Below are 14,689 nucleotides of genomic sequence, written 5' to 3'. Positions count from 1 at the left end.
GCGCCGCCGGCCCACGCGACCGGCGACGCATCGGCGTTGCCGCTCAGCCCGCCTTCTTCTCCGCGATCCACTGGTCCACGCGCCGCTCCAGCAGGTCCAGCGGCATGGCGCCGCCGCCGAGCACGGCGTCGTGGAAGCCGCGGATGTCGAAGGCCTCGCCGAGCTCGGTTTCGGCCTTCCGGCGCAGCTGCTGGATCTTGATCATGCCCACTTTGTAGGCGGTGGCCTGGCCCGGCATGATCAGGTAGCGCTGCACTTCGGAGCGCACCGCGGCCGCCGGGATCGAGCTGTTCTCGCCGAAGTAGTCCACCGCCTGCTGTTCGGTCCAGCCCTTGGCGTGCATGCCGGTGTCGACGACCAGGCGGATCGCGCGCCACATCTCCGAGGTCAGCCGGCCGTATTCGGAGTACGGGTCCTCGTAGGTCCCCGGCATCTCCTTGGCCAGCCATTCCGAGTACAGCCCCCAGCCCTCGGCGTAGGCGGTGCTGGAATACTGGGTGCGGAAGGTGGGTACGCCCTCGAGCTCCTGCGCGATCGAGATCTGCATGTGATGGCCGGGCAGGCCCTCGTGGTAGGCGATCACCTCCAGCTCGGGCTTCGGCATCGCGTTCATGTCCGACAGGTGCGCGTAGTAGATGCCGGGGCGGCTGCCATCGGGGGTGCCGGGGAAGTAGTGCTGGGCGGCGCCGTCCTGCTCGCGGAACGGCTCCACGCGCTTGACCACCAGCTCGGCCTTGGGCAGCAGGCCGAAGTAGTCGGGCAGGTGGCGCTCGATGTTGTCGATGACCCGGGTGGCCTCGTCGATGTACGCCTGGCGGCCTTCGTCGGTGTCGGGAAACTTGAACTTCGGATCGGTGTGGATGTGTTCGAAGAACGCCGGCAGGTCGCCTTCGAACCCGACCCGTTCCTTCAGCGCTTCCATCTCGCCGCGGATCCGCGCCACCTCGTCGAGACCGAGCTGGTGGATCTCGTCGGCGCTCATCGCGGTGGTGGTGTTCTCGCGAAGCTGGTAGGCGTAGTAGTCGGCGCCGTTGGGATGGGTGGTGCCGACCCCGGCCGGGTTCTCCAGCGCGTTGGACAGCTCCTCCTCGCTCCACGCGATCACCCGGTCGTATGCGGGACGCACCTGTTCCACCAGCACCGCGCGCGCCTGCTGCTTCAGTTCCTCGGCGCGCTCGGCGGTGATCGCTTCGCTCTCGACCAGGGCATCGGCCTTGGCCTGCAGATCGGCCCACAGGGCGCTGTCCGCCGCCTCGTCGAAGGGCGCGCCGGCCACCACCTTGCGCGACTGCTCGACCACGCCTTCCAGAGCGAACTTCGGCGGGCGGATGGCCTTCATCGCCGAGGCGCGCCCGCGTTCGATCAACTGGTCCAGCACCCGCGGCACCGCTTCCAGGCGCGAGATGTAGGCGAGATAGTCCTGCTCGGTCTCGACCTTGTGGAAGTTGATCAGGAAGGTCGGCAGAAAGCTGTTCATGCCGTTCATCTGGTCGAAGGCGTAGCCGTTGAGCAGGAACGGCTCGCCGTCGCGCGCGCTTTCGTACTGGCGCTTCCACAGGTCCCAGGACAGCTTGGAGGCGTCGTCGAGTGCGTCGTAATCGAAGCTCGATTCCATCTGCTCCACCGACGCCTCGAGCCAGGCGAGCTGTTTGCGGGCTGCCGCCTCGGAGAAGTCGTCGAGCTCGCCGTAGAGATCCTTGCGGCCCAGGAAGGTCAGCCGCATCGGGCTGAACTGCAGCAGTTCCTCGTACTGGGTCTCGAACCAGGCGTTGAGTCGCGCGGACTGGTCCTCGGCCTGCTGCCCGGCTTCGGTGGCGGCGGCGGGCGCGGTGCTGCTGGCGGCGGTGTCGGCAGGCTGCTGCGAGCAGGCCGCCAGGGCCAGCGCGAGGGCCAGGGTGCTGCAGGCGAATGCGTTTCGCACGGATCTACTCCTGGGGAGGGAACGAAAGGGGGCCATTGTGCGCACAGCCGCGGGCGTCCGTCCCCTGCTGGATGTCACGGCGGGTCGAACCGGGCTGAGTCGCGGCCGGGCCGGACGCAGACGCCCGCGGCGTTCGCGGCCACGGGCCGCTCCCGCAGAGGGCGCGCCCTGGTCGCCACGATGGCGCGTGGCGTGCGCTCAGGCGAGGACCTTTTCGCTCGCTTCCTCCGGCTCGGCCGGCGCTTCGGCCTCGGCCTCGACCGGTGGCGCCGGCGCACGTCCGCCGGCCTTGCCGATCTCGGCGGCGATCGCGGAGTGGGAGGCCTTCTCGGCCATCATGCAGCGCTCGCGCGCGTCCGGGCAGAGGATCTGCATGTAATCGGCGTCGAAGTTGAGCCGTTCGGCCAGGAAATCCACGAACGCGCGTACCTTGGGCGAGGTCACCTGGCCGCGCGGGAACACCGCGCTGAGCGCCACCTCCGGACCGGTCCAGCCGGCCAGGACCCGGCGCACGTAGCCCTGCTCGGCATAGGCCTTGACGTTGATGTCGCCGGCCAGCATCAGGCCCTCGCCGCAGAGCAGGGCGCCGCGCAGGCCGGCCGGATCGTTGGCCACCATCACCGGGTCGATGCGGTACTCGACGCTGCGCTGGCCGTCGTCGAGCGGCCAGTAGTAGTGGCCGTTGCGCTGGAACTTCTGCATGCCCAGGGTGCGGTGATGCTGCAGGTCGTCGGGGTGCAGCGGTTCGCCGTGGCGCGCGATGTAGTTGGGGCTGGCGTAGATCTGGGTGCGGAACGTGGACAGCCGCCGCGCCACCAGGTTGGAGTCGGGCAGTTCGCCGATCCGCAGGGCGACGTCGATCTCGCGGTCGATCAGGTCCAGCGGCTCGTTGCTCAGCAGCATCTCGACCCGCACCTCCGGGTGGCGGGCGTGGAACTCGCCCAGCAGCGGGGCGATGCGCTCGATGCCTAGCGAATAGGGCGAGGTCAGCCGCAGCCAGCCGCGCGGACCGGCCTGCAGCTGGCTCACCGCGCTCTCGGCCTCGTCGAGGTCGCGGGCGATACGCTGGCAGTGCTCGTAGTAGATGTTGCCGGCCTCGGTGAGACCGAGCTTGCGGGTGGTGCGATGGAGCAGCTGCGCGCCCAGGCGCGTCTCCAGCTCCTGCACCTTGCGGCTGACGGTGGTCTTGGGCAGGCGCAGCGCGCGCGCCGCGGAAATGAAGCTGCCCAGTTCCACCACCTTGACGAAGATGATGGTGTCGTTGAGGTCGCGGGACATGAGGTTCGATTCCGGGGGGGAAGAAGCGCTGCGGCCCCGCAAGAGGGGATTGGACCGCAACGGGGACAATTATTCCCTCATTCAGGGACTAATCAAGTGCCATGGCGGGCGCTAACTTGTGCGCCTCCCCGATGCAGGCGCTCCCCCGATGCCCGCTCCGAGCCACTTCCCGACACTCCCCCGCCAGCGCCGGATCGCTGCCTCCAGCCCGCGCTCCGGCGCGCCAGTTATCGTGCGTGTTCAGTCACTTGCCGATCGGGCGGGGGCGCTGCGGCGGGTCGTGATGCGCGCCTCCACCGGCATGGGGCCGAGCCTGCCCGGACGGCCCGGGTATCGGGCGGGCATCCCAATGGCGGGAGAAATAATCCCGGGAGCTGGACAATGACCCGGCAATTGCTGGTGCTGGGCGCCACCGGCGCGGTCGGCCGCGGCGTGGTCGCCGCCGCCGCCGCCTCGCGGCGGCCGGTTCTCGCGGTCTCGGCCGATGGGGCCGGCCTGCGCGCGCTGCGCGCCCGCCATCCGGACGCGGACCTGACCACGATCGCCGCGCCGCTGCGCAGCGAGGCGGACGCCGCGGCGCTCGCCGTGCGGTTGCGCGACCGCGCGCTGTGCGGGGTGATCGCCACCATCGGCACCGAAGCCGCGCGCGGCCGCCTGCTCGACCAGCCGGCCGAGGTGCTCCGGCGGACCCTGGACGAGGACCTGCTGCCGCATCTGTTCGCGGCGCGGCACCTGTTCCCGCTGCTGCCCCGGCACGACCGCGGCACCGGCTACGTGCTGGTCGGCGGGCCCGGCGGCGAGTACCCGTGGGCCGGCTATGGCCACCGCTCGATCGCCGCCGCGGCGCTGCGCATGCTCGCCCGCGTGCTGCACGACGAGGCCGGGCGCGCCGGGCTGCGGGTGCAGCTGCTCACCCTCGACACCCCGGTGCGCAGCGACGGCAACCACGCCCATGCCTGCGCCGAGTGGCCCTTGGCCGAGGCGGTCGGCCGCCGGGCGCTGGCGCTGCTGGCCTGCGCCCCGGCGCGTGGCGCCGCCCCTGCGGTGGTGCCCTACGCCAGCGCGCCCGACTTGACCTCGAGCGAGGTCGAGGTCGCAACCTTCGCCGCCGCGCACGCAGAAGGCGCGGCGGACACGGCGCCCGAGCTGCGCGATGCACGCGCGCTGCTCGACGCCATCGCTTCCACTTCCCCCGACTCCAGGACAACGCCACGATGAACCGCATCCACCGCAGTTTCCGCAGGCCCGCGCTCGCGGGGGCCCCGCATCGCCTCGCCACGCCGCTGCTCGGCCTGCTGGCCGCGGCCGTGCTCGCCGCGTGCAGCAGTCAAGCTGCCCCGGGGGAAGGCGAGATGCCGCCGCCGGAGGTCAGTGTCGCCCAGGTGCTCGAGCGCCCGGTCGCGCAGTGGGACGGCTTCACCGGCCGCGTCGCCGCGGTCGAGAGCGTCGAGCTGCGTCCGCGGGTGAGCGGCTACATCGAGCGGATCGCCTTCCGCGAGGGCGACGAGGTCGCCAAGGGCGACCTGCTGTTCGTGATCGACCAGCGCCCGTATCGCGCCGAACTGGCGCGCGCCGAGGCGCAGCTGGCGAGCGCGCGCAGCGAGGCGCAGCTGGCCCGCAGCCAGGACACGCGCGCCGAGGAGCTGCTCGCGTCCGCGGCGATCTCGCGCGAGGAGCACGAGGCGCGGCGCGCCGCCAGCGCCCAGACCGCCGCCGCGGTGCGCGCGGCCGAGGCCGCGGTGACCGCGGCGCGGCTGGACCTGCAGTACACCGAGGTCCGCGCGCCGATCGACGGCCGCATCGGCCGCGCCCTGGTCACCGCCGGCAACCTGGCCCAGGCCGATGCCACCCTGCTGACCACGCTGGTCTCGCTGGATCCGGTGCACGTGCACTTCGATGCCGACGAGCAGAGCTTCCTGCGCTACCAGGCGCTGGAGCGCAGCGGCCAGCGCGAGGACGGCGGCAACGCGGTGCGGGTGGGCCTTGCCAACGAGGAAGGCTTCCCCCACGAGGGGGTGCTGGACTTCACCGACAACCACGTCGATCCGGGCACCGGCACCATCCGCGCGCGCGCGGTGGTGGCCAATCCGGACCGCATCTTCGTCCCGGGCCTGCACGCGCGCGTGCAGCTGCAGGCAAGGGGCGAGCGCCCGGCGCTGCTGATCGACGAGCGCGCCGTGCTCACCGACCAGGACCGCAAGTACGTCTACGTGCTCGGCGAGAACGACCAGGCCGAACGCCGCGACATCGTGCCCGGCCGCAGCGTCGCGGGCGCGGGCCCGAACGGCGGTTCGCTGCTGGTGGTCCAGGAGGGCCTGACGGCCGAGGATCGGGTGATCGTGCACGGCGTGCAGAAGGTGTTCTTCCCGGGCATGCCGGTGGCGCCGGTGCCGGTGGACATGGGAGACCCGGCCCCGGCCCCGCAGGTCGCCAGCGCCGCGGCTCCGTGAGCGCGGCATGAGTTCGGGGCCGGCCGCGCTCTCCCCAGCGCGCGCCGGCCCGGGTCCCGTCCGATCCGCCCCGCAAGCGCCCGCGCCGCGGGCGGCCCCCTCCCCCGAGCCGTGGGGCGGGTCGGGCAGGGACTTTTTCAACGACGCCGGTCGCCGCCGGTCGCCGCCGCCGTAGCGGCACATCGAACCAGGAACACGCCATGGACTTCTCACGCTTCTTCATCGACCGCCCGATCTTCGCCGCGGTGCTGTCGATCATCATTTTCGCGGTCGGCCTGATCGCGATCCCGAACCTGCCGATGAGCGAGTACCCGGACGTGGTGCCGCCGTCGGTGATGGTGCGTACCGTGTACCCCGGCGCCAATCCGAAGGTGATCGCCGAGACCGTGGCCACGCCGCTTGAGGAGGCGATCAACGGGGTCGAGGACATGATGTACGTCAAGTCGGTCGCAAGTTCCGATGGCGTGCTGCAGCTCACCGTGACCTTCCGTCCCGGCACCGATCCGGACGACGCCGCGGTCAAGGTGCAGAACCGCGTGGCCCAGGCGCAGGCGCGCCTGCCCGAGGACGTGCGCCGCCAGGGCGTGACCGTGCAGAAGCAGTCCCCGACCTTCCTGATGGTCGTGCATCTCACCTCGCCCACCGGGAAGTACGACCTGCTGTACCTGCGCAACTACGCGCGTCTGCACGTCAAGGACGAGCTGGCGCGGATCCAGGGCGTCGGCGACGCGCAGATCTTCGGCGGGGGCGACTACGCCATGCGCGCCTGGCTCGACCCCGACGCGATCGCCGCGCGCGGCCTGACCGTCGGCGACGTGCTGGGGGCGATGCGCGAGCAGAACGTGCAGGTCTCGGCCGGCCAGCTCGGCGCCGAACCGATGCCCGACAGCCGCTTCCTGACCCTGATCAACGCCCAGGGCCGGCTGACCACAGAGGAGGAGTTCGGCGACATCGTGATCGAGAGCGGCGCCAGCGGCCAGGTCGTGCGCCTGCGCGACGTCGCCCGGCTGGAACTGGGCGCGGGCGACTACACCCTGCGCTCGCAGCTCGACGGCCAGGACGCGGTCGCGGTGGGCGTATTCGAGGCGCCCGGCGCCAATGCGCTGCAGATCCGCGAGCAGGTCATCGCCACCATGGAAGAGCTCTCGCAACGCTTCCCGGAAGGCATGGAATACGAGTCCGTCTACGACACCACGGTGTTCGTGCGCGACTCGATCAAGTCGGTGATCAAGACCCTGCTCGAGGCAGTGCTGCTGGTGGCGCTGGTGGTGATCCTGTTCCTGCAGACCTGGCGCGCCTCGCTGATCCCGCTGCTGGCGGTGCCGGTGTCGGTGGTGGGCACCTTCGGTGCGCTGTACCTGCTGGGCTACTCGATCAACACCCTGACCCTGTTCGGGCTGGTGCTGGCGATCGGCATCGTGGTCGACGACGCGATCGTGGTGGTGGAGAACGTCGAGCGCCATATCGAGGACGGCGCCTCGCCGCTGGAAGCGGCGCACATGGCGATGCGCGAAGTGTCGGGGCCGATCATCGCCATCGGCCTGGTGCTGTGCGCGGTGTTCGTGCCGATGGCGTTCCTGACCGGCGTGAGCGGGCAGTTCTATCGCCAGTTTGCGGTGACCATCGCCATTTCCACGGTCATCTCCACGGTCAACTCGCTGACCCTGTCGCCGGCGCTGGCGGCGATGCTGCTCAAGCCCCACGACGCCCCCAAGGACCGCCTGTCGCGGCTGATCGAGCGGATGTTCGGCTGGCTGTTCCGCCCGTTCAACCGCTTCTTCAAGCGCAGCTCGGAGCAGTACCAGCGCGGGGTGGTCCGGGCACTGGGGCGGCGCGGCGCGGTGTTCGGCATCTATGCCGGCCTGCTGCTGGCGACCGGGCTGATGTTCCAGCTGGTGCCGGCCGGCTTCATCCCGGTGCAGGACAAGCTCTACCTGATCGCGGGCGTGAACCTGCCCGGCGGCACCTCGCTGCCGCGCACCCACGAAATGCTGAACAAGGTGAGCGAGATCGCCATGCAGGACGAGGACGTGATCAACACCGTCGCCTTCCCTGGGCTGAACGTGCTGCAGTTCACCAACACGCCCAACTACGGCACGGTGTTCCTCAATCTCAAGCCGTTCGACGAGCGCAAGCGCACCGCCGAGGAGATCAACGCCGACCTCGGCCAGAAGATCGCCGCGCTCCAAGAGGGCTTCGCGTTCTCGTTCATGCCCCCGGCGATCCAGGGCCTGGGCAACGGCTCCGGCTACCAGCTGTTCATCGAGGACCGCGCGGGGCTCGGCTACGGCGCGCTGCAGGAGGCGGTGAACCGGTTCCAGGGCGCGATCTCGCAAACCCCGGGCATGGGCTTTCCGATCAGCAGCTACCAGGCCAACGTGCCGCAGCTGGACGCCGAGGTCGACCGGGTCAAGGCCAAGGCGCAGGGCGTGCAGCTGACCGATCTGTTCGACACCCTGCAGACCTATCTCGGCTCGGCCTACGTCAACGACTTCAACCAGTTCGGCCGGACCTGGCAGGTGATCGCCCAGGCCGACGCGCCGTTCCGCGACAGCGTCGAGGACATCGCCAACCTGCGGACCCGCAACGACCGCGGCGAGATGGTGCCGATCGGTTCGATGGTCACCGTCCGCGAGACCTTCGGTCCCGACCCGGTGCTGCGCTACAACGGGTACCCGGCCGCCGACCTGGCCGGCGAGTCCGATCCGCGCGTGTTGTCCTCGGCCGAGACCATGGACGTGCTGACCGAACTCGGCGCGGCCGCGCTGCCCAACGGCATGACCTTCGAGTGGACCGACCTGAGCTTCCAGCAGGCCAACCAGAGCCGCGCGGCGCTGATCATCTTCCCGCTGGCGGTGATGCTGGTGTTCCTGGTGCTGGCGGCGCTGTACGAGAGCTGGACCCTGCCGCTGGCGATCATCCTGATCGTGCCGATGTGCATGCTCTCGGCGATGCTCGGGGTGTGGGCGACCGGCGGCGACAACAACACCTTCGTCCAGGTCGGGCTGGTGGTGCTGATCGCGCTGGCGTGCAAGAACGCGATCCTGATCGTCGAGTTCGCCCGCGAGCTGGAACAGCAGGGCATGGGCATCGTGGAGGCCGCGCTCGAGGCCTGCCGCCTGCGCCTGCGTCCGATCATCATGACCTCGATCACCTTCACCGCGGCGGTGGTGCCGCTGGTGCTGGCGACGGGAGCCGGCGCCGAAGTGCGCCAGGCGCTGGGCACCGCGGTGTTCGCCGGGATGATCGGCGTGACCGGGTTCGGCCTGTTCCTCACCCCTGTGTTCTACGTGGCCCTGCGCAAGCTGGTCGAGCGCCGCGAGGCGGCGCGCGCCGGCCGCGGCGGCGACCTGGAGGTTTCCCATGCATGACCGATACCGTTCCGCGGCCCGCGGGCTGCCCTCGCTGCTGGCGCTGGCGCTGGCGGCCTGCGCCGCCGGCCCCGACCATGTCCGCCCCGAGCTTGCGGTGGCGGAGACCTTCGCCGCCTCGCCGGCGCCCGATCCGTCCGCGCTGCCGGCGCCGGACGAGGCGTTCTGGGAGGCGTTCGGCGACGCCCGGCTCGACGCGCTGGTCGCCGAGGCGCTGCAGGCCAACCACGACCTGCGCATCGCCCTGGCCAACTACGACCGCGCCAACGCGCTGTTGCGGGGCGCGCGCTTCGACCGGTTCCCGACGGTCACCGGCTCGGCCGAAGCGGCGAGCAGCCGCGCCAGCGCCGACCAGGCCCCGGGCGTGCCGCGCGCCGACCGCGACACCGACGGCTTCAGCGCCGGTATCTCCGCCAGCTGGGAGCTGGACCTGTTCGGCCGCGTCCGCCGCGGCGTGGAGGCCGCGCGCGCCGGCGCGGCGGCCGGCGCCGCCGACCTGGCGGCCCTGCAGGTAGCGATCGTCGGCGAGGTGGTGCGCGGCTACGTGGAGCTGCGCGGCGCCCAGGAGCGACTGCGCGTGGCCCAGGCCAATGCCGACAACCAGCGCGAGACGCTGCGCCTGGTCGAGGCGCGCTTCGAGGCCGGGCGCGGCACCGGCTTCGACACCGCGCGCGCCCGTGCGCAGCTCGAATCCACCCTGGCGCGGGTGCCGGCGCTGCAGGCGGAGGTCGCCACCCAGATCCATCGGTTGTCGGTGCTGACCGGGCGCACGCCTGACGCGCTGGCCGAGGTGCTCGGGCCGTCGGCGCCGCTGCCGGCCCTGCCGCAGCGGCTGGACGCGGGCACCCCCGGCGACCTGCTGCGCCGCCGCCCCGACATCGCCGCCGCCGAACAGCGCCTGCACGCCGCCACCGCGCGCATCGGGGTGGCGACCGCGGACCTGTTCCCGCGCTTTACCCTCGGCGGCCTGATCGGCAGCCAGGCGATCGACAGCAGCGCCCTGTTCGAGCGCGACAGCGAGACGCGACTGGTCGCGCTGGGCATCGACTGGTCGTTCCTAGACATCGGCCGGGTGCGTGCGCGCATCGCCGCCGCCGAGGCCGAGGCCGCCGGCGAGCTGGCGCGCTACGAGCAGACCGTGTTGCTGGCGCTGGAGGACACCGAGAACGCACTGGTGCGCTATGCCCGCAACCGCGAGCAGGACGCGCACCTGGCGCTTGCGGCGGCCGACAGCGCCCGTGCGGCGGAGCTGGCTCGCACCCGTTTCGAGGCCGGCGCCGCCGACCTGTTCGAGGTGCTCGACGCCGAGCGCACCCGGCTGCAGGCGGAGGACGCGCTGGCCGAGGCGCGGACCCGCAGCGTCACCGGCGCGGTGGCGCTGTACCGCGCCCTGGCCGGCGGCTGGCCGCAGCGGTTGCCGGCGCGCGAGCAGGTGGCCGGCCGCGGATGACCACGCGGCCGCGTCGGGGCGTTCACGCGCCGCCTCGGCCGACGTTCAACTGATGTCCGCGGCCTTTTGCCGTCCATCGGAGACCGTCATGCACCATCGCAGCCCAACCGCACTCCTGCTCGCCGCCACACTTGCCCTGTGCGCGTCCGCACCACCGGTCGCGGCCCAGCAAGTCACCTTCCCCGACCCGCTGTTCGTGACCACCGGTACCAGCTGGAGCATCGCTCTGGACGACAGCGACCCCGCCAGGGGCGTGGGCTACAAGCTGGTCCCGCCGAACGGCAACAGCAGCGCGGGCTGGCTCGTGCTGAACTACCTCGACGGCGGCTACCTGCTGACGGGACTTCCAGGGCAGCCCCCGATGAACATCGAGATCGACCCCATCCCGCTGGGCAAGTCGTGCCCGTACGCCAGGAGTGCCGACAACGCCACCTATACGATCGAGGTCGCCGCCCAGACCGGCACCTACTACGGGTGCGGGTACTTCACCCAGCAGCAATGACGGACCCGGCAGGCTGCACCCGTTCAAATTAAGAATCATTCGCACTACCATGCGCATCCACGTCGCCTGGAAGTGCCCATGGTCCGCCTCTCCGTTCTCGCCTGCGTCCTGCTGGGCGCCCTCCCGACGTCGCCGGCGCTGTCCCAGCAGGCTCCCGGCGGCGATGTCGTCGATTTCGCGCGGGTCACCGTCTCCGCCAGCACCAGCCGCATCCCCGATTCGGAGTCGGCGCTGCCCAACACCATCACGATCATCGATCGCGAACAGCTGGAACAGCAGCTGGCGATCACCCAGGACATCACCCAGGTCCTGGCCAACCTGGTGCCCTCGCTCACGCCGGCACGGCAGAAGATGACCAACGCCGGCGAGGCCCTGCGCGGGCGCAAGCCGCTGTACATGGTCGACGGCGTGCCGCAGTCGACCCCGCTGCGCGCGGGCGGCCGCGACGGCCACACCATCGACGCGGCGATGATCGAGCGCATCGAGATCATCCACGGCGCCAACGCACTGCAGGGCCTGGGCGCGTCGGGCGGCATCATCAACATCATCACCAAGCGCGCGCCGCGCCAGGACGGCGAGGACTTCCACGACATCAACGCCGCCACCAGCACCGCGCTGCCGCACGAGTCCGACGGCACCGGCTGGCGCGGCTCGTACCTGTTCGGCACGCGTCGCGGCGCGCTCGACTTCGTCGGCGGCGCCTCCTACGCGCACGAGGGTCTGTACTACGACGGCAACGGCGACGCGCTCGCGATCGACGCGGTCCAGGGCGACCTGATGGACTCCAAGAGCCTGAACCTGTTCGCCAAGGGCGGCTGGCACATCGACGGCGACCGCCGCGCGCAGCTGAGCCTCAACCGCTACCAGATCGAGGGCGACGGCGACTACGTGAACGTCCCGGGAGACGCGGCCGCGGGCCTCCCGGCCACCTCCATCGAGGGGCGCCCGCCGATGCAACCGCCGCGCAACGAGATGACCCAGGCCTCGTTCGACTACACCGACCGCGACCTCGGTGGCGGCTACTTCCAGGCGCAACTGTACTGGGCCGACTTCGCGGGCCGCTACGGCTCGTCGCTGTGGACGCAGTTCCGCGGGCCGGGCACCGATGATCTGACGACGCAGTCGCAGAACGTGTCCGAGAAGCTCGGCAGCAAGTTCACCTGGTCCCGCAGCGACGTCGGCGGCCTGCCGCTGCGCCTGACCCTCGGCCTGGATGCCTCGCGCGACGAGACCTACCAGCAGCTCGACGGCGAGAACGGCGGGTCCTGGTACTGGGTGCCGGAGACCGCCTATACCGCCATCTCCCCGCTGCTGCAGGCCGAGTACCGCATCGGCCCGGTGCTGCTGACCGGCGGCCTGCGCTACGAGCGCGGCAAGCTCGAGGTCGACGACTACACCAGCCTGCCGCGCTATGGCGGCCAGTTCGTCGAGGGCGGCGAGCCCAGCACCAGCGAAACCCTGCCCAACTTCGGCATGGTCTGGGAAGCCACCGATGCGCTGAAGCTCTACGCCTCCTACTCGGAGGGCTACACCGTCGCCGACATCGGCCGCGTGCTGCGCGCGATCGACGAGCCCGGTCAGCGGGTCGACAGCCTGGTCGACCTCACCCCCGCGGTCGCCGACAACCGCGAGTTCGGCCTGGACTACGACGATGGCCGCTGGCTTGCCCACCTCGCCGCGTACTGGTCCGACTCCGAACTCGGCTCGCGCCTGGCCTTCGACACCGCCACGGGGGTCTACAACGTCGCCCGCGAGCGCACCGAGATCGACGGCATCGAAGGCACCCTCGCGTTCCGTTTTTCCGACGCCGGCCGCGTCGGCCTGGCCTACGCCCGGACCCGCGGCCGCTACGACAGCGATGGCGACGACCGCGTCGACAGCGACCTGGCCGGGGTCAACATCAGCCCCGACCGCCTGACCGCGTTCTGGACCCAGGCCTGGACGCCGGGCTTCGACACCCGCCTGCAGGCCAGCCACGCCGAAGACCGCGACTTCGACAGCTCCGCCAACGGTTTCGACGGCTATACCACCGTCGACCTGCTCGGCCGCGTCAGACTGCCGACAGGCACGCTCCATGTCGGCATCGAGAACCTGTTCGACGAGCAGTACATCACCTACTACTCGCAGGTCCGTCCGCCGCGCGACGACGGCTACGTCGCCGGCCGCGGCCGGGTGCTGACGCTGGGCTGGTCGCACCGGTTCTGACCGGCCCGGCCCGACCGGTGCATGGCGCGCGAATGGCGGCCTCGCCCCACCGTCCCGGACGCCGCCGCCTGCGGGCGGCGTTGTCCTGGCTGCACCTGTGGCTCGGGCTGGTGGCCGGCAGCGCGTTCGCGGTGGTCGCGCTCGCCGGCACGGTGCTGGTGTTCCACGTCGACTTGCTGAAGCTCCAGCACCCGGACCTCGCCGGCCATGAGGCGGTGGCCGATGGCCGGGTGCTGGAGCGGATCGTCGACGAATGGGGACCGCGCGGGCTGCGTTCGCTGGACCTGCCACGCGATGGACTTCCGGTCTGGCAGGGCTATTTCGAGGATGGCCGCCGCGGCTACTTCGCGCCCGTGGACGGCAGTCTGTTGCTGACCCGCAGCCACCACGACGACTGGCTCATGTGGCTGCACGAACTGCACGTCGAACTGCTCGGCGGCAAGGCCGGCAAGGAAGCGCTCGGCGTCATCGGCTGGATCGCGCTTGGCCTGCTGCTCAGCGGCCTGTACCTGTGGTGGCCGAAACCGGGCCGCTGGCTCGCGCAGCTGAAGGTCCACGCCGGCCCGCCGACGCGGCGCTGGCTGACCTGGCATCGCGGCAGCGGCGTGGTGCTGCTGCCGCTGGTGCTGCTGGTGAGCCTGACCGGGGTAGGCATGATCTACGGCAACGGATTCCGCACCGTACTGGCTGCGCTGTTCGGCGGCGCGACGCATGCAGCGCCCGTGGCGGACGCGACCGTTGCAGCCCCCGATTGGAGCCGCGTGCTCGCCGGAGCGAACGCCGCCCTGCCCGGGGCGCGCGTGAACCGGGTGGCGGTGCCCGGTGCAGGCGACGGCGTGGTCGGCTTCCGTGCCCGTGCGGCGGGTGAATGGCATCCGGTCGGACGCAGCACGATCCACCTGGACCACAGCGGCAGCCTGCTGCAGGTGGTCGACGCGACCGCCGACCCGGCCGGCACCCGCATCCACCAGGCGATCTATCCGCTGCACATCGGCGCGGTCGGCGGCGCGGCGATGCGCTGGCTCACCGCGCTGGCGGGGCTGATGCCGGCGTTCCTGCTGGTCACCGGCTTCCTGTTCTGGCGGCGCCGGCGCGGCCGATAGCGACGGACGGTCCGAGCCGCACCGGCCCGGGTGCCCCCATAGGGGTGCTGTGCCGCTCCTTGGCCGAGACACAGGCGGCCAGCCACTTCATTAAGGTTGCAGCCCGCCAGGATCTCGCGCAGTCGCCGGATCCGTGCCTGCTCCCGCAGCAGCATGGCGACGAGCAGGTGGTTCCACACTGCGGGAAAGGGGGTTGCCTGTCCTGGCCACGCTCGGGTCGCGAACCGACGCGAGCGCGCGGCGTGCGCCTCGTGCGCGACCAGGTTCATCGGCACGGCCCCGAATTCATGATGAACACCGCCCCACGTCGGTGTGGGAGCTGGTGAAAAATTCACCGCGCGGCGACCCGGCGCGGTCTAGCGTCGCGTCCAATTCCGCAGCGCACTTCGCTCCGCGCAACGGCGCGAAA

Annotated in this window: 9 protein-coding genes; 7 read left to right on the top strand and 2 right to left on the bottom strand. The window is 71.1% G+C overall.

What is annotated here, in order from left to right; genetic code table 11:
- Positions 1-43: 43 nt before the first annotated feature.
- Together QFW77_RS02405 and QFW77_RS02400 are read right to left on the bottom strand one after the other, a co-directional pair.
- Positions 44-1,921 carry a DUF885 domain-containing protein gene (locus tag QFW77_RS02405; protein ID WP_280572634.1) on the bottom strand — a complete coding sequence of 626 codons (1,878 nt, stop codon included), beginning with the start codon at positions 1,919-1,921 and terminating at the stop codon, positions 44-46.
- Between the two features lie 198 nt (positions 1,922-2,119).
- Positions 2,120-3,199 (bottom strand): LysR family transcriptional regulator, encoded by a 1,080-nt coding sequence (locus QFW77_RS02400; RefSeq protein WP_280572633.1) that lies wholly within the window; start codon positions 3,197-3,199, stop codon positions 2,120-2,122.
- Between the two features lie 381 nt (positions 3,200-3,580).
- On the opposite strand from QFW77_RS02400, the gene QFW77_RS02395 reads away from it, so the two are divergent.
- From QFW77_RS02395 to QFW77_RS02365, 7 genes are all read left to right on the top strand, one after another.
- Positions 3,581-4,417 carry a Rossmann-fold NAD(P)-binding domain-containing protein gene (locus QFW77_RS02395; protein ID WP_280572632.1) on the top strand — a complete coding sequence of 279 codons (837 nt, stop codon included), beginning with the start codon at positions 3,581-3,583 and terminating at the stop codon, positions 4,415-4,417.
- Positions 4,414-5,649, top strand: a complete 1,236-nt coding sequence (locus tag QFW77_RS02390) for an efflux RND transporter periplasmic adaptor subunit (RefSeq protein WP_280572631.1) — start codon at positions 4,414-4,416, stop codon at positions 5,647-5,649. The genes QFW77_RS02395 and QFW77_RS02390 overlap by 4 nt, the downstream gene beginning before the upstream one ends.
- Before the next feature lie 200 nt (positions 5,650-5,849).
- On the top strand, positions 5,850-9,020 hold the full coding sequence (locus QFW77_RS02385; protein WP_280572630.1) for an efflux RND transporter permease subunit: 3,171 nt from the start codon (positions 5,850-5,852) through the stop codon (positions 9,018-9,020).
- Complete coding sequence (locus tag QFW77_RS02380; protein ID WP_280572628.1) at positions 9,013-10,470, top strand: efflux transporter outer membrane subunit; 1,458 nt, start codon at positions 9,013-9,015, stop codon at positions 10,468-10,470. Before QFW77_RS02385 ends, QFW77_RS02380 begins: the two co-directional genes overlap by 8 nt.
- Positions 10,471-10,558: 88 nt before the next feature.
- Positions 10,559-10,972: a hypothetical protein gene (locus QFW77_RS02375; protein WP_280572626.1), complete on the top strand. Its 414-nt coding sequence runs from the start codon at positions 10,559-10,561 to the stop codon at positions 10,970-10,972.
- A 78-nt stretch (positions 10,973-11,050) separates the two neighbouring features.
- Positions 11,051-13,177 (top strand): TonB-dependent receptor, encoded by a 2,127-nt coding sequence (locus QFW77_RS02370; RefSeq protein WP_280572624.1) that lies wholly within the window; start codon positions 11,051-11,053, stop codon positions 13,175-13,177.
- 32 nt (positions 13,178-13,209) lie between these two features.
- Positions 13,210-14,280 (top strand): PepSY-associated TM helix domain-containing protein, encoded by a 1,071-nt coding sequence (locus tag QFW77_RS02365; RefSeq protein ID WP_280572623.1) that lies wholly within the window; start codon positions 13,210-13,212, stop codon positions 14,278-14,280.
- Positions 14,281-14,689: the final 409 nt, after the last annotated feature.

This window comes from Luteimonas endophytica (genome assembly GCF_029887875.1).
Taxonomy (GTDB): Bacteria; Pseudomonadota; Gammaproteobacteria; order Xanthomonadales; family Xanthomonadaceae; genus Luteimonas; species Luteimonas endophytica.
This window is presented reverse-complemented; position numbering and strand designations above follow the sequence as displayed.